Here is a 13,751-nt window from a genome sequence, read left to right as displayed (position 1 = left end):
AGCACCGAAGCCGCAAATTAAGCGCCTCAGTAGCGCTTATAGGAGAGGAATTTGCCGGTCATGGTGATCTTCACCCGGTCGCCCTTCTGGTCCGGCAGCCGTTCCAGCAGCATGTCGTAGTCGATGGCGGACATGATGCCGTCGCCGAATTCCTCGTGGATCATCTCCTTCCAGCTCGTGCCATAGACCAGCACCAGCTCGTAGAAGCGGTAGATCAGCGGGTCGGTCGGTGGCATCGGCTGGGCGCCGCGATAGGGGATCTCGCAGAGCGTCGCCTCCTCCTCCTCGTCGAGCTCCAGCATCTCGGCGATGCCACGGGCATGCTGCGGCTCGGCGCTCATCTGGCCCATGCAGAGGGCGCAGGTCCAGACCGGGGACATGGTGATGCGGGCGGCGATATCGCCCCATTTGAGCCCCTTGGCCTTCTTGATGCGCAGGATCTTGCGGCCGAGCTCGGTCTTGGCGTCGTTCATGCGGGCCTCTCCTGCGGGGCGGATGTCGGACGGCCCCTCGCATGCCGGCCGGCGCGCCGGGCGGTGCCGGTCCGCCGCATCCTGACGGTCGAGGGGCCGATTGCCCCGCGGCCCGGCGGCGCTGCAATGCCCGTGCCAGCAGGACCGGCCCGCCACCGGCATCGCTGCCGGGCGGGTGCCCGCGGCCTGCCCGGCCGCTACTCCAGCCGGATGCCGGCCCGCTTCACCACCTCGCCCCATTTCCGGAACTCGGCGGCGATATGGTCGCGGTAGGCCTCCGGCGTGCCGGGAATGGGCGTCGCGCCGAGGTCGGCCAGCCGCCGCACCGCGGCCGGCGTCGCCAGCATCTTCGCCAGGGCGGCGTTGGCGGTGGCGACGACCTCGCCGGGCGTGCCCTTCGGCGCCAGCAGGCCGAACCAGGCGGTCACCTCGTAGCCCGGCAGGCTCTCGGCGATGGCCGGGATCTCCGGCGCCCCGGACCAGCGCGCCCGGCTGGTGACGCCCACCGCCACCAGCGCCCCGCTGCGGACATGCGGCAGGATGGAGGGCAGGTTGTCGACGCCCCAGGCGATCCGCCCCGGCAGCAGGTCGCCCAGCATCGGCGCGCTGCCGCGGTAGGTAACGTGCTCGCCCTCGATCCCCGCCTGCAGCCGGAACAGCTCGGCCGAGAGATGGGTGCTGCCGCCGATGCTGGTCTCGCCATAGGCCAGCCGCGACGCCTTCGCGGCGGCGATCAGCTCAGGCACCGTGCGGATGCCCAGCGAGGGATGCACCGCCAGCAGGTTCGGCACCTCGGCCACCAGCGAGATCGGCGCGAAATCCGCGATCCCGTCGTAGCCTGGGTTCGGATAGAGATGCGCGTTGATCGCCTGGGTCCCGGGCGAGCCCATCAGCAGGGTGTAGCCATCGGGCATGGCCCGGGCGACCGCGGCGGCGCCGATGTTGCCGCCGGCGCCGGAGCGGTTCTCGACGATGAAACTCTGTCCGGTCGCCTCGGTCAGCCAGGCCGCGGTCAGCCGGCCGAGGATGTCCACGGTGCCACCCGGCGGGAAGGGCACCACGATCCGCACCGGCCGGGCCGGCCAGGTCTCGGCGAGGGCCGGGCGGCCGAGGGAGGCGGCGGCCAGGCCGGCCAGGATGCCGCGGCGGATCATGCGATCGGCTCCAATCGGGCCAGGGCCTCGCGCAGAGCGGCCGGGATGGGGACGGGGCGGCGGGTCGCGTGGTCCATCACCACCATGACGGACCGGGCGGCGGCGAAGCAGGCCTCGCCCGAGTAGAGCCCCTGTTCCAGGGTGAAGCTGCTGCTGCCGATGCGCACCGCCGCGGTGCCGATGCGGACCCGGCCGGGGTAGTGCAGCTCCCGCAGGTAGTCGATCTCCACCCGGGCGACCGCCATGGCGACGGCCCGGCCCGGCGGCGGGCCGGCGATCTCGTGCAGCACCTCCGCCCGCCCGGCCTCGCAGAAGGCCCCGATGGCGCCGTTGTTGATATGGCCGTTCATATCGGTATCGGCGATGCGCAGCTTCTCCTCCGTCCAGAAGGGGAAGCGGGCGGGCGGCGGGGCCGGTTGCGGCATCGGGGAAGGCCCTACTTCTCGGCCTCGTAGCGCGCCTTGTTCTCGGCGTTGGGCGGATAGAGGCCGGGCAGCGCCTCCCCGGCCTCGACCTTGGTCATGATCCAGGCCTCGAGCCTCTCCTGCTCGACGCTCTCGGCGGTCACCGCCTCGACCAGCGCCGCCGGGATCAGCACCGCGCCGTCGTCGTCCACCACCACCACGTCGCCCGGGAAGACCGCGACGCCGCCGCAGCCGATCGGCTCCTGCCAGGAGACGAAGGTCAGCGAGGCGACGGAGGGCGGGGCCGCGCCGCCGGCGCACCAGACCGGCAGGCCGGTGCCGTTCACCCCGGCGACGTCGCGCACGGCGCCATCCGTCACCAGCGCGGTCACGCCGCGTTTCGCCAGCCGGGCGCAGAGGATGTCGCCGAAGATGCCGGCATCGGTCAGGCCCATGGCATCGGCGACGGCGATGCAGCCCTCGGGCATCGCCTCGATCGCCGCCCGGGTGGAGATGGGGGAGGACCAGGAGGCCGGGGTCGCCAGATCCTCGCGCGCCGGGACGAAGCGGAGGGTGAAGGCCTCGCCCACCAGCCGCTTGCCGCGGGCGGCGGGGGAGAAGGGCTGCGGCCCGCGCATCCAGACGTTGCGCAGCCCCTTCTTCAGCAGCACCGTGGTCAGGGTTGCGGTGGTGATCGTCTCGAGCTTCGCCTTGGTGGCGGGGTCCAGGGCCATGGCCTGCGTCCTTGCATTGCTGCGACGGGATTACCCCCCCATCGGTCGGCCGACCAGGGGGGGCGGCGCATAGCGGGCCACCAGCGGCGCCAGCGCCGGCGGCGTGGCGGATTTATCCGCCCCGGCCCAATGCACCGAGACAACCCGCGCCCCCTGCCGCAGCAGCCGGCCATCCGGCTCGGCCGTGATCGCCGGGTCGAGGTAGAAGCCCTCCCCGGTGAAGCCCGGCGCGGCCTCGTGCAGCGGCAGCAGCCGCAGCCCGGCCAGATGGCAGGCCAGGTTCATCAGCGGCTGGTCGAAGCCGGTCGGGGCGCGGACCCGGCGGTACAGGGCATCCTCCGCCCGGATCAGCCGCATGACGGCGGCGGCGTCGAAGCCGGGCGCCAGCATCGCATAATTGCCGGCCGAGAACAGCGGGGCGCGCGGGAAGCGGGCGGCCATCTCGGCCCGGGCCTCGGCGGCATAGACCCAGTCGGCGCTGGTCGCCCAATAGACCAGGTCGGCGGGGGCGGCGGCGAGCAGGGCGGCGACCTCGGCCAGCGGCGCCGTCACCAGCAGGTCGCAGTCGAGGTAGAGGAAGGGCGCCCCCGGCGCCTCCAGGGCGGCCAGCTTCCGGAGGTTGCGCCGGCGCCGCTGGCCGGTCGGGAAGCATTCGGCGGCGAAGGCGTCGATGGCGGCGTAGTCGGCATCGACCATGCGGAAGCCGAACTCGGCCCGCAGGGCGGCGATGGCGGACAGCTGGTCGGAATAGGGGATGCAGTACACCGGCATCCCCGGCGCCTGGTCCCGCAGGCTGGCAAGGAAGCTGCGCGCCCAGCCGGCATAGGCATCGTCGGCCATGAAGACGACGGGCAGGTCAGCCACGCGCGAGCGCCGCCAGCGCGGCGGCGACAATGACCTCGGGCCGCGGCGCGACCGAGAGGATGATGGCGCGCTCCTCCGGCCCCGGCGGCTCCAGCGTGGCGAATTGGCTGGCCATCAGGCTGGGCGGCATGAAGTGGTCGGGCCGGGCGGCCTGGCGGGCGCCGATCAGCGACGCATCGCCCGCCAGATGTAGCAGCCGGACCCGCGGCCGGCCCGCCCGCAGCCGGTCCCGGTAGCCGCGCTTCAGGGCGGAGCAGGTGACGATGCCGCCGGCCGCCTGGCGATCCATCCAGGCGCCGATCGCCTCCAGCCAGGGCCAGCGATCCTCATCCGTCAGCGGCTGGCCGGCGCTCATCTTCGCCACGTTGGCGGCCGGGTGGAAATCATCCGCATCGGCGAAGGGCACGCCGAGCCGCGCCGCCAGCAGGGTGCCGATGGTGCTCTTCCCGGCCCCCGAGACGCCCATCACCAGGACCAGATGGCTCATGCCTTGGTGGTGTCCTTGGGCGCCTCCAGATGCCCGCCGAAGCCCTTGCGCTGGGCCGAGAGCACCTTCGCCCCGAAGCGGTCCTCGTCCCGGCTGGCGAAGCGGGCGAACAGCGCGGCCGAGAGCACCGGGGCGGAGACCGCGGTCTCGACCGCCGCCTGCACCGTCCAGCGCCCCTCCCCGCTGTCCGAGACATGGCCGGAGAAGCTCTCCAACTTCGGGTCCTGCGCCAGCGCCTGGGCGGTGAGGTCGAGCAGCCAGGAGGCGACCACGCTGCCACGCCGCCAGGATTCGGTGATGTCCGGCAGGTTGAGGCTCAGCCGGTGCTCCTCCGGCAGGGCGGGGCTGTCGGCGTGGTGGAGGATGTCGAGGCCCTCGGCGAAGGCCTGCATCATGCCGTATTCGATCCCGTTGTGGATCATTTTCGTGAAATGCCCGGCACCGTTCGGTCCGGCATGGACGTAGCCCTGCTCGGCGCGGGGGTCGCCGGCATAGCCCGGTGTCGGGCTGGCCGCCGCCTTGCCCGGGACCAGCGCGGCAAAGATCGGGTCGAGCCGGCGGACCACCGCATCCTCGCCGCCGATCATCAGCGCATAGCCCCGCTCCAGGCCCCAGACCCCGCCGGAGGTGCCGATGTCGAGGAAATGCAGCCCCTTCTCGCGCAGCATGGCGCCGCGGCGGACGCTGTCCTTCCACATGGAATTGCCGCCGTCGATCAGCACGTCGCCGGGCGAGAGCATCCCGGCCAGCGTCGCCAGCGCCTCCTCGGTCGGAGCGCCGTTCGGCAGCATGACCCAGATGGCGCGCGGCGCCTCGAGGGCGGCGACCATGGCCGGCAGGTCGGCGACCGCCTGGGCGCCCTCCGCGGCCAGGGCGGCGCCGGGGGCCGGGTCGCGGTCGAAGGCGACGCAGTGGTGCCCGGCGCGCAGCAGCCGCCGCACGATGTTGCCGCCCATCCGACCGAGGCCGACCATGCCGAGTTGCATCGCTTGCGTATCCCTTGAGACAGGAAGCCTCGGGGGAAGGCACTTCCCCGAACCCCCTTCGTTTTCTCTGAGTTTTCGAACTAGTAGAAATAGATGAGGGGCCTGGGGAGAATACCGTCTCCCCAACCTTCCCTACCCGAACCTTGCCAGCGTGAACTCGGGCGCCACCCGCTCCCGCCCCAGCACCGCATCCGCCGTAATCCGCCCCGCCACCGGCGCCAGGGTATAGCCGTTGCTGGTCACCGCATGGAACAGCCCGGGAATACCCGGCGCCTCGCCCAGCAGCGGCGCCCGGTCCACCTCCACCGCCAGCCCGGTCCAGGCGCGGATCGCCTGCATCCCCGCCAGCGCGGGCAATACGCGCCCGGCGACCCAGAGGTTGCCCTCGATCGACCGCCGCAGGTTGCGCGGCGAGCCCTTGGCATCCAGCGTCCCCGGCCAGCCGCCGCCGACCAGCACATGCCCGCCGTCGCCCTGCTTCAGCGACAGGTGCCGCCCGGCATGGGCGACCAGGTGCCGCAGGACCGGCGCCACGCCCTCGGTGGCGATCACCTGCTGCACCGCGCCCACCACCGGCAGGGTAAGCCCCAGCATGGCCCCGATCCGCCCGGCGAAGGCGCCGCCGCAATTGACCAGCTTCCCCGCCCGGATCGGTCCCGCCCCGGTCTCGACCGTGAAGCCCGCCGCGGCGCGGGCGATGGCGCGCACCTCCACCCCCTCGCGCAGCCGGGCCCCGGCCTGCACCGCCAGCCGGCGCAGGCTGGCGGTGCCGCGCAGCGGGTCGATCTGCCCCTCCCCCGGGGCGAAGCCGGCGCCGAGGAAATGCGGGCCGAGATAGGGCGCCAGGCTGCGGAGCTCGTTGGCGCCGAGCACATGGCTCTCGATCCCCCGCGCTCGCTCCGCCGCCACCTTGGCCCGCAGCCAGGCGAATTGCGCCTCGGTCTCGGCCAGCATCAGCCCGCCCTCGGTGCGGAGGCCGAGGGATTCGCCGGCCTCGGCGGCGATCTCCCGCCACAGCGCGATGCTGCGCGGCCCGAGCGGCAGCCGGTCCAGCGCCGGGCCGGTCCGCTGCTGCCCGTCGAAGTCGTAGGTGAGGAGCTGGACATGCAGGCTGCCGGCATTGGCGGTGCTGGCGGCCATGCCGGCCTCGCCGCGCTCCACCAGCAGCACGTCGGCGCCGTCGCGGGCGAGGTAGAGCGCGGTCGAGAGCCCGACCGCGCCGCCGCCGACGACCAGCACGTCGCAGGCATCGGCGCGGCTCGCGCCAGGCCGGGCGGTCCAGCCGTTGTAGGCGGGCGCCGGGAACAGCGGCCAGTCGCCGCCCTCCGCCACCTCCAGCATCAGCGCGGCGACCGGCACCGGCTTCACCGGCGCGCGCGGCGCGGCGAAGCCCGCCTCCTCGGCCACGCCGCAGAGCCGGGCGACGGTCGCGCCGCACATCCGCCCCTGGCACCGTCCCATCCCGGCCCGGGTCGCCTTCTTCAGGCTGCCAAGGCTGCCCGCGCCGCGGGCGCGTTCCAGCCGCAGGGTGCCGGCGGTCACCTCCTCGCAGCGGCAGACCACGGTGGCGTCGGGGATGGCGGAAACATCGAAGGGCGGCGCGGCGAACAGCCGCCAGAGCCCGTCCTGGAAGGCCAGCGCCCGGCGCAGCCCGGCCCGCGCCGGGGCCGCATCCGCCGCGGCGAAGCCGAGATCCGCCGCCGCCGCCAGCCCGGCCAGCCGGCCGCGCGCCAGGGCGATCCGCGCCCCGCCGATCGCCGCGCCGTCGCCGACGGCGAAGACCGACGGCAGGCTGGTGCGGCCATCCTCGGCGGCGACCGTCTCCAGCCGGCCGAGCCCGGCCTCGACGAAGCGGTGCTCCGCGCCCAGGGCACGGGCGAGGCCGGTCTCCGGCTGGAAGCCCAGGTTCAGCGCGCAGGCATCGGCCGCGATGCGCCGCTCGCCGGCCGGCGTCGCCAGCCGCAGGGCGGCGAAGCGCCCCTCCCCCTCGCAGCCCAGGATCGTGGCGCCCCAGAGCACCGGCACCCCGGCGCGGCGCAGCCGCCGCAGGTAGCGGAGGCCGTCCCAGGCGAGGTCGGGCGAGGCCCGCAGCAGGCCCAGCGCATGCCGCCACTGGCCCGGGCCGGGCCGCGGCGCCGCTTCCGCCACCGCCGCCACCCGCACCCCGCCCTCGAGCAATTCGCAGGCGAGCTGCAGGTTCAGCGGGCCGTTGCCGGCGATGACCACGCTCTCCCCCGGGGAGACCCGGTTGGCCCGCGCCAGGGTCTGCATCGCCCCGGTCGTCATCACCCCGGGCAGGGTCCAGCCCGGCACCGGCACCGGCCGCTCATGCGCCCCGGCGGCGAGGATCAGCCGGCGGGGGCGGAAGGTGACGGCCGCCTCGCCGAGCAGGGCGCCGATCTCCTCCGGGGCGAAGCCGCCCCAGACGGTGGCGCCGGTGAGGATCTCGGCGCCCGCCGCCAGGGTCGCGGCGCGCAGCGCGTCGCCGTGGCGGAACTGGGCGTCCGGGGCGGCATGGGCATGGCCGGCGGCGAGCGGCTTCAGGTACTGCCCGCCGGCCTCGCCGCGCTCGTCGAGCACCACGACGCCCGCCCCGGCCTCGGCCGCGGCCCGGGCGGCGGAGAGCCCGGCGGGGCCGGCGCCCACCACCAGCACGTCGCAGGCCCGCTCGGGGATCGCCGCCGGCGCCGCCGCCAGGGGGGCCGGGACCTCCGGCGCGGCGCTGGCCGCCTCCATCCCGTCCCGCACCTTGGTCAGGCAGGCGCGCTGGCCGGCCTTGCCGTCCACCGTCACCAGGCAGTCGAAGCAGGCGCCCATGCCGCAGTAGAGGCCGCGCGGCGCGCCGCCCGTGGTGGTGCGGTAGGCGAGGATCCCGGCGGCCGAAAGCGTCGCGGCCAGGGTCTCCCCCGGCAGCGCCTCCAGCGCCCGGCCGTCGAAGCGGATGCGGATGGGGGCGGCGGCGGGGCGGATGTCGGGATGGGTCAGACGCATGCGCTTGCCGGCTTCCGCCACTTCCTGTTCAGTCCCGCATCATCGCACGCATCACCGAAGGGGCAAGCGACGTGGCCGAGCCGTTCCGCGGAACCTATACCGTCCTCATCACCCCCTTCACCGCCGATGGCGCCGCGGTCGACCTGAAGGCGCTGGAGCGGCTGGTCGAATTCCAGATCGCCGAGGGCATCCAGGGCCTCATCCCGCTCGGCTCCACCGGGGAATTCCTCTCGGTCAGCCGAGAGGAGCGCACCGCCATCACCGAGACGGTGGTGCGCGTCGCACGCGAGTGCGCGGGGCGCACGGGCGCCGGCCGCGTCCCCGTCCTGATGGGCACCGGCGCCGAGGACACGCGGGAGGTGGTGGCGCTGTCCAAGGAAGCCGAGGCGCTGGGCGCCGACGGCGTCATGATCATCCCGCCCTACTACTCGGTGCCGACCGAGGACGAGCTCTTCCACCACTACAAGACGGTCGCCGATGCCATCGGCATCCCCATCATGGTCTACAACAACCCGGCGACCGCCAACGTCGACCTGCTGCCGGCGACGCTCGCCCGGCTCTCGACCATCCCCAACTGCCGCTACGTCAAGGAGAGCACGCTGGAGGTGACCCGGGTACGGGACATCGTCGCGCTCTGCGGCGACCGGATGGAGGTCTTTGCCGGTGTCCTCGGCTACGAGAGCGCCTGGCTCGGCGCGGTGGGCTGGGTGGCGGTCTGCAGCAACGTGGCGCCGCGCCTGTCCACCGAGATGTTCGCTGCCGCCGCCTTCGAGGCGGACCGGGAGAAGTCGCTCGCGCTCTACCGCCGCCTCGCCCCGCTGCTGCCCTGGGTCGGCGGCCCCCGCTACGTCTCCGGCACCAAGGCCGCCTTCCGGCTGATGGGCATGGACATGGGCGCGCCGCGCCCGCCTCGCCTGCCGCTGCTTGAACGCGACGTTCCGGCCCTGGCGCGGGTCTTGCAGGAGATGGGCGTGACCATCGCCGCCCGTGCCGCGGCCGAATAGGGGAAACCGACGACCATGTTCCGCCGCCTGCTGCTCGGTGCCGCCTTCGTGGCCGCCGCCCTCCCGGCCTTGGCCCAGACCTGCACCCCGAAGGTGCCGGACAGCGAGCTCTCCAAGCCCCGCACCCTGGTGCTCTCGACCAACCCGACCCTGCCGCCGATGCAATTCGTCAATGCCCAGGGCCAGCTCGTCGGCATGCGGGTCGAGCTCGGCGCCGAGATCGCCAAGCGCCTCTGCCTCGCGGTCGAGAACGTCCGCATCGAATTCGCCGCCATGATCCCCGGCCTCGCCGCCCGGCGCTGGGACATGATCAACACCGGCATGTTCTACACCGAGGAACGCGCGAAGCTGATGTACCTGGTCCGCTACGAGGAACAGGCGATCAGCATCAGCGTCCCGCGCGGCAACCCGCGCGCCATCCGCCGGCTGGAGGACCTCGCCGGGCTGACCGTCGGCGTCGAGCAGGGCGGCTTCGAGTTCCGCCGCACCCAGGACATCGCCACCGAACTCACCGGCAAGAACCTGCGCCCCATCACCATCCGGCCCTTCGACAATTTCGCCGTCTCCTTCCAGTCGCTCCGCGTCGGCCAGCTCGATGCCGCCGTCTCCATCGACAGCACCGCCAAGGAATACGACGACCGCGGCGACTTCACCCGCGCCATCTCCGGCCTCTTCGGCACGCCGATCAACTTCGGCTTCCGCAGCAAGGTGCTGGCCCAGGCGGTGGCGACGGTCTTGACCGAGATGCGCGCCGACGGCTCGCTGAAGGCGATGCTCGACCGCTTCGGGGTCAAGGAATACGCCGGCGCCTTCGAGGTGGTCGGGCCCAACTAGGGTGACCATCTGGCGCTGGGACGGGTTCTTCGACTACCTCTTCAACGCCTACCTGCTGGAGGGCGCGGCGATCTCCGTCGCGCTCACCCTCGGCGCCCTGGTCTTCGGGCTGCTGATCGGCGTCGGCATCGCCATCATGCGGCTGGCGCCGAGCCGGCTGCTGCGCGGCTTCGCCCTGTTCTACTGCTGGATCTTCCGCGGCACGCCGCTGCTGGTGCAGCTGCTGATCATCTATACCGGCCTGCCGCTGTTTGGCATCCGCTTCTCGGTCTGGGAGGCGGCGCTGATCGGCCTATCGCTCAACGAGGGCGCCTACCTCTCGGAGATCGTCCGCGCCGGCATCATCTCCGTCGCCCGCGGCCAGCGGGAGGCAGCCTTGGCGCTCGGCTTGCGCCGCCGCCAGGTCTTCCGGCTGGTGACCTGGCCGCAGGCGCTCCGCCTCATCATCCCGCCGCTCGGCAACAGCGTGAACGGGCTGCTGAAGACCACCTCTGTCGCCAGCGTGATCTCGGTGGACGAGCTGCTGCGGCGGACCCAGATCCTGATCCAGGAACGCTTCCTGGTGCTGGAGCTGTTCCTGGTCGCGGCGCTCTACTACCTCGCGATGACCACGCTCTGGGACCTCGTGCAGCGCCGGCTGGAGGCGCGCTACGGCCGCGGCTACGGCGGGGAGGCCGCCGACCGGCGCTAGGCGCCCTCGGCCACCCGCCGGATCGCCGCCGCCGCATCGCGGTCGCGCGGGTCCTCGCTGGCAGCCAGCCCGGCCGCCGCGCCATCCCGGTCCGCGGCGGCGCGGTTCTGGCTCATCTTGCGCTTGCCGACCAGCGCCTCGATCCGCAGCACCAGCCCGACGATGCCCTTGAGCTGCCCGGCGACGAAGGCCTCCGGCGCATCCGCCACCGCCCAGGGCCGCGGCTGCGCGGCTTCCTTCTCCGCGGTCAGCCGGGTGACGATGGCATGCAGCCGCGCGCTGTCCTCGATGATCTCGACCGGACCCTCGGCATGCACCGCCTCGTAGTTCCAGGTCGGGACCACCCGGTGGTGCTCCGCCTTGGCGGGATACCAGTTGGGGGAGACATAGGCCTCCGCCCCGCGGAAGATCGCCACGGCCCGGCCGGCGCCGCGCAAGGCCTGCCAATGCGGGTTGGCCCGGGCGACATGGCCGATCAGCGCGCCGGCCCCGGCATCCAGGGTCAGCGGCAGGTGGGTGACGTCCGGCACGCCGCCGGCGCCGTTCGAGACCAGCAGCGCGAGACGGGCCTGACGGATCAGCCCATGCAGGATCTCCGGGCGGTCCTCCCGGAAGGCGGCGGGGTTGTACATGGCCGCAGCATGCCGGGCCGCGGCCCCCGCTGTCCAATGTGCCCCCGGTGGAGCAGGCCTGCGGTTAAGGCTGGGGCTTGGGGTCGATGTTCGCCGCGGCAGATTCGGTCGCTGCCCGGTCGTCGTTCGGGCGGCCGCCGGCACCGGCTTCGCCTTCCGTCGCCGGCTTGGCGGCGCCGCGGGACTTCTCCTCCTCGGTCCAGGGTTTCTCGCCCGTACCCTGAACGGGGTGACCCTGGGCGGGCTTGCTGTCGGCCGGTTGCGGCTTGGTCTCGGTCATTCAGGCCTCCTCCGTATCGAGCCTCCAGCGCGGCCCGAGGGATGCAGTTCCCGTGTGGTGCCTTCCCGCCATTCGTCGCGTTGCTGCGCGATGCCGATGGAGGCCGTGCCGAATGTTGAGCGATATGCTGCCGGGCGGGCAGGCGATGCCGCTCTGGTTCTCCCTGCTGATCGTCCTGGTCGCAGCACCGGGCTCGGCCCTGGCCCTGGCGCGGGCGGTTTATGCGCTGGCCGACCATGTGCTGCGCGGCCGGTCGGCTCCGGTGCTGGGCCGGGTGCTGATTTATGGCCGGGGCGCGGTGCTGGCAGCCGTCGCGCTGGTGGCGATGCAGGCGGCCCTGCCAGCGGTGGAGCTGCCGCGCCAGGCTGCCGCCGCCATCTCCCGGATGGCGGCGCTCGGGCTGGTCGTGGCGCTCGGCTGGGCGCTGACCCGCAAGGTGGCCGCGGTCTTCGATGCCTACATGGAGGGCGAGCTGGGCGAGAACGCCGACTGGCTGCAACGCCGGCGCCGCACCCAGCTGATCGTCTTCCGCCGGCTGGCGGTCTCGGCCGGGGTGGCGCTGACCGCCGGGCTGGTGCTCACCTCCATTCCCGCGGTGCGCACGGTGGGGCTCAGCCTCTTCGCCTCGGCCGGAGTTGCCGGCATCGTCGCCGGCCTCGCGGCGCGGCCGGCGGTCTCCAACCTCATCGCCGGCATCCAGCTCGCGCTGACCCAGCCGATCCGGCTTGGCGACACGGTGGTGGTCGAGGGCGAATGGGGCCATGTGGCCGAGATCACCTCCACCTACGTGACCATCGCCACCTGGGACCAGCGATCCCTGGTGGTGCCGCTGGTCTATTTCACCGAACGGCCGATCCGTAACTGGACCAAAACCACCTCGCGGTTGCTGGACACGATCTTCATCTATGTGGACTATACCGTGCCGGTCGCCGCTATCCGGGCCGAGGCGCAGCGCCTGCTCGAGGCCAGCCCGCAGTGGGACCGCCGGGTCTTCGCGGTGCAGGTGACCGACCTGAAGGAACGCAGCGTCGAGATCCGCGTGCTGATGAGCGCGGCCGATGCCGGGTCGATGTTCGACCTGCGCTGCCAGATGCGGGAGACGCTGATCGCCTTCCTGGCGGAGCGCTACCCGAAGGCGCTGCCGCAATCCCGGCTGGAGATCAGCGAGGCACGCGCCGCTTGACCGCGCTGCCCGCCGCCGCCAGCCTCGGCCGAAAGCCGGGAGGAAACCATCATGCCGGGACGCCGCGCCACCTTGGCGGCGCTGGGGGGCACGCTGCTGGCCGGCCGCGCCGCCGCGCAGGCCTTCCCCGACCGCCCCATCCGCATCGTCGCGCCCTATGCCGCGGGCGGGCAGTCCGACACCGTCATCCGCCTGCTGGCGCCGAAGATGTCCGAGTTCCTCGGCCAGCCCCTGGTGATCGAGAACCGCACCGGGGCCGGCGGCTCGATCGGCGCCGGCGTCGTCGCGCAGGCGCCGCCCGATGGCTACACGCTGCTGTTCGAGAGCTTCGCCTTCCTGGTGGTGCCCTTCATCGTGAAGGGCCTGACCTTCAGCTACGAGACCGCCTTCGCCCCGGTCGGCCAGGCAGTGGCGCTGCCCTACGTGCTGGTGGTGCGGAAGGACTTCCCGGCCAGCGATCTCGCCGGCTTCGTCGCCCATGCCAGGGCGCATCCAGGCGTCAGCTACGGCACCCCGGGGATCGGCACGCCGGGCCACCTCGCCGGGGCACTGCTCGAGAGCCGGGCGGGAATCAGGCTGGAGCACGTGCCCTACCGGGGCGGCGCGGAATCGGCGCGGGACCTGGCGGCCGGCAGCATTGACGCGGCCATCGGCACCGCCAATACCTTCGGCCCGCTCGTGCAGGACGGCCGGATCCGCGGCATCGCGCTGACCAGCGCGGAGCGGCGCGGCAGCCTGTCCGGCCTGCCCACCATCGCCGAAAGCGGCTTTCCCGGCTTCGATATCACCAGCTGGAACGGGCTCTTCGCGCCGTCCGGCACGCCGGCCCCGGTGCTGGCCCGGCTGGAAGCCGCGCTGGCCCATGCGACCGGCGATGCCGAGACCCGGCAGCGGCTGGCGCTCACCGGGAACGAGGCGGTGACCGAGAGCGCCGCCGCCTTCGCCGCCCGCATCCGACGGGAGCGGCCGGTGGTGCGGCAGATCGTGGAGCAGACCGGCATCCGCGCGGACTGACGCGCCGCAGACGGCGCACC

General features: G+C 73.2%; 15 protein-coding genes. 5 read left to right on the top strand and 10 right to left on the bottom strand.

Features of this window, described 5'->3' with window-relative positions:
* Positions 1-26 precede the first annotated feature (26 nt).
* From cynS to QWZ14_RS09285, 8 genes are all read right to left on the bottom strand, one after another.
* Complete coding sequence (gene cynS, locus QWZ14_RS09320; protein WP_290316362.1) at positions 27-473, bottom strand: cyanase; 447 nt, start codon at positions 471-473, stop codon at positions 27-29.
* A 197-nt stretch (positions 474-670) separates the two neighbouring features.
* Complete coding sequence (locus tag QWZ14_RS09315; RefSeq protein WP_290316361.1) at positions 671-1,627, bottom strand: Bug family tripartite tricarboxylate transporter substrate binding protein; 957 nt, start codon at positions 1,625-1,627, stop codon at positions 671-673.
* Positions 1,624-2,052, bottom strand: a complete 429-nt coding sequence (locus QWZ14_RS09310; RefSeq protein WP_290316360.1) for an acyl-CoA thioesterase — start codon at positions 2,050-2,052, stop codon at positions 1,624-1,626. The genes QWZ14_RS09315 and QWZ14_RS09310 overlap by 4 nt, the downstream gene beginning before the upstream one ends.
* A gap of 11 nt (positions 2,053-2,063) precedes the next feature.
* Positions 2,064-2,765 (bottom strand): ribonuclease activity regulator RraA, encoded by a 702-nt coding sequence (locus QWZ14_RS09305; RefSeq protein ID WP_290316359.1) that lies wholly within the window; start codon positions 2,763-2,765, stop codon positions 2,064-2,066.
* 30 nt (positions 2,766-2,795) lie between these two features.
* Complete coding sequence (locus QWZ14_RS09300) at positions 2,796-3,629, bottom strand: hypothetical protein (protein WP_290316358.1); 834 nt, start codon at positions 3,627-3,629, stop codon at positions 2,796-2,798.
* On the bottom strand, positions 3,622-4,116 hold the full coding sequence (locus QWZ14_RS09295) for a gluconokinase (RefSeq protein WP_290316357.1): 495 nt from the start codon (positions 4,114-4,116) through the stop codon (positions 3,622-3,624). Before QWZ14_RS09295 ends, QWZ14_RS09300 begins: the two co-directional genes overlap by 8 nt.
* Entirely contained in the window at positions 4,113-5,102 is a 990-nt protein-coding gene (gene gnd, locus QWZ14_RS09290) for a phosphogluconate dehydrogenase (NAD(+)-dependent, decarboxylating) (RefSeq protein ID WP_290316356.1), read from the bottom strand. Before gnd ends, QWZ14_RS09295 begins: the two co-directional genes overlap by 4 nt.
* A 132-nt stretch (positions 5,103-5,234) precedes the next feature.
* Positions 5,235-8,093: an FAD-dependent oxidoreductase gene (locus tag QWZ14_RS09285; RefSeq protein ID WP_290316355.1), complete on the bottom strand. Its 2,859-nt coding sequence runs from the start codon at positions 8,091-8,093 to the stop codon at positions 5,235-5,237.
* Between the two features lie 71 nt (positions 8,094-8,164).
* On the opposite strand from QWZ14_RS09285, the gene QWZ14_RS09280 reads away from it, so the two are divergent.
* The 3 genes from QWZ14_RS09280 to QWZ14_RS09270 are packed head-to-tail and all read left to right on the top strand — an operon-like array spanning position 8,165 to position 10,622.
* Positions 8,165-9,097, top strand: a complete 933-nt coding sequence (locus QWZ14_RS09280; RefSeq protein ID WP_290316354.1) for a dihydrodipicolinate synthase family protein — start codon at positions 8,165-8,167, stop codon at positions 9,095-9,097.
* 15 nt (positions 9,098-9,112) lie between these two features.
* Complete coding sequence (locus QWZ14_RS09275; RefSeq protein ID WP_290316353.1) at positions 9,113-9,931, top strand: ABC transporter substrate-binding protein; 819 nt, start codon at positions 9,113-9,115, stop codon at positions 9,929-9,931.
* A gap of 1 nt (position 9,932) precedes the next feature.
* The gene (locus QWZ14_RS09270; protein WP_290316352.1) at positions 9,933-10,622 is read left to right on the top strand and encodes an amino acid ABC transporter permease; all 690 of its coding nucleotides are present in this window, start codon (positions 9,933-9,935) and stop codon (positions 10,620-10,622) included.
* On the opposite strand, the gene QWZ14_RS09265 is transcribed toward QWZ14_RS09270, so the two are convergent.
* Together QWZ14_RS09265 and QWZ14_RS09260 are read right to left on the bottom strand one after the other, a co-directional pair.
* Positions 10,619-11,254, bottom strand: a complete 636-nt coding sequence (locus QWZ14_RS09265) for an FMN-binding negative transcriptional regulator (protein ID WP_290316351.1) — start codon at positions 11,252-11,254, stop codon at positions 10,619-10,621. The two genes, QWZ14_RS09270 and QWZ14_RS09265, sit on opposite strands and share 4 nt — an antisense overlap.
* Positions 11,255-11,318: 64 nt before the next feature.
* Positions 11,319-11,534, bottom strand: coding sequence for a hypothetical protein (locus QWZ14_RS09260; protein WP_290316350.1), 216 nt, complete (start codon positions 11,532-11,534; stop codon positions 11,319-11,321).
* A gap of 112 nt (positions 11,535-11,646) precedes the next feature.
* On the opposite strand from QWZ14_RS09260, the gene QWZ14_RS09255 reads away from it, so the two are divergent.
* Together QWZ14_RS09255 and QWZ14_RS09250 are read left to right on the top strand one after the other, a co-directional pair.
* A complete protein-coding gene (locus QWZ14_RS09255; protein WP_290316349.1) occupies positions 11,647-12,717 on the top strand; it encodes a mechanosensitive ion channel family protein in 1,071 nt (356 codons plus the stop codon).
* Positions 12,718-12,768: 51 nt separating this feature from the next.
* Positions 12,769-13,731: a Bug family tripartite tricarboxylate transporter substrate binding protein gene (locus tag QWZ14_RS09250; protein ID WP_290316348.1), complete on the top strand. Its 963-nt coding sequence runs from the start codon at positions 12,769-12,771 to the stop codon at positions 13,729-13,731.
* Positions 13,732-13,751 lie beyond the last annotated feature (20 nt).

Source organism: Paeniroseomonas aquatica (assembly GCF_030409335.1).
Taxonomy (GTDB): domain Bacteria; phylum Pseudomonadota; class Alphaproteobacteria; order Acetobacterales; family Acetobacteraceae; genus Belnapia; species Belnapia aquatica.
This window is presented reverse-complemented; position numbering and strand designations above follow the sequence as displayed.

Coding starts and splice junctions, on each gene's coding strand:
- cynS (WP_290316362.1), bottom strand. CDS start 473: ATGAACGACGCCAAGACCGAGCTCGGCCGCAAGATCCTGCGCATCAAG.
- QWZ14_RS09315 (WP_290316361.1), bottom strand. CDS start 1,627: ATGATCCGCCGCGGCATCCTGGCCGGCCTGGCCGCCGCCTCCCTCGGC.
- QWZ14_RS09310 (WP_290316360.1), bottom strand. CDS start 2,052: ATGCCGCAACCGGCCCCGCCGCCCGCCCGCTTCCCCTTCTGGACGGAG.
- QWZ14_RS09305 (WP_290316359.1), bottom strand. CDS start 2,765: ATGGCCCTGGACCCCGCCACCAAGGCGAAGCTCGAGACGATCACCACC.
- QWZ14_RS09295 (WP_290316357.1), bottom strand. CDS start 4,116: ATGAGCCATCTGGTCCTGGTGATGGGCGTCTCGGGGGCCGGGAAGAGC.
- gnd (WP_290316356.1), bottom strand. CDS start 5,102: ATGCAACTCGGCATGGTCGGCCTCGGTCGGATGGGCGGCAACATCGTG.
- QWZ14_RS09285 (WP_290316355.1), bottom strand. CDS start 8,093: ATGCGTCTGACCCATCCCGACATCCGCCCCGCCGCCGCCCCCATCCGC.
- QWZ14_RS09275 (WP_290316353.1), top strand. CDS start 9,113: ATGTTCCGCCGCCTGCTGCTCGGTGCCGCCTTCGTGGCCGCCGCCCTC.
- QWZ14_RS09265 (WP_290316351.1), bottom strand. CDS start 11,254: ATGTACAACCCCGCCGCCTTCCGGGAGGACCGCCCGGAGATCCTGCAT.
- QWZ14_RS09260 (WP_290316350.1), bottom strand. CDS start 11,534: ATGACCGAGACCAAGCCGCAACCGGCCGACAGCAAGCCCGCCCAGGGT.
- QWZ14_RS09255 (WP_290316349.1), top strand. CDS start 11,647: ATGTTGAGCGATATGCTGCCGGGCGGGCAGGCGATGCCGCTCTGGTTC.
- QWZ14_RS09250 (WP_290316348.1), top strand. CDS start 12,769: ATGCCGGGACGCCGCGCCACCTTGGCGGCGCTGGGGGGCACGCTGCTG.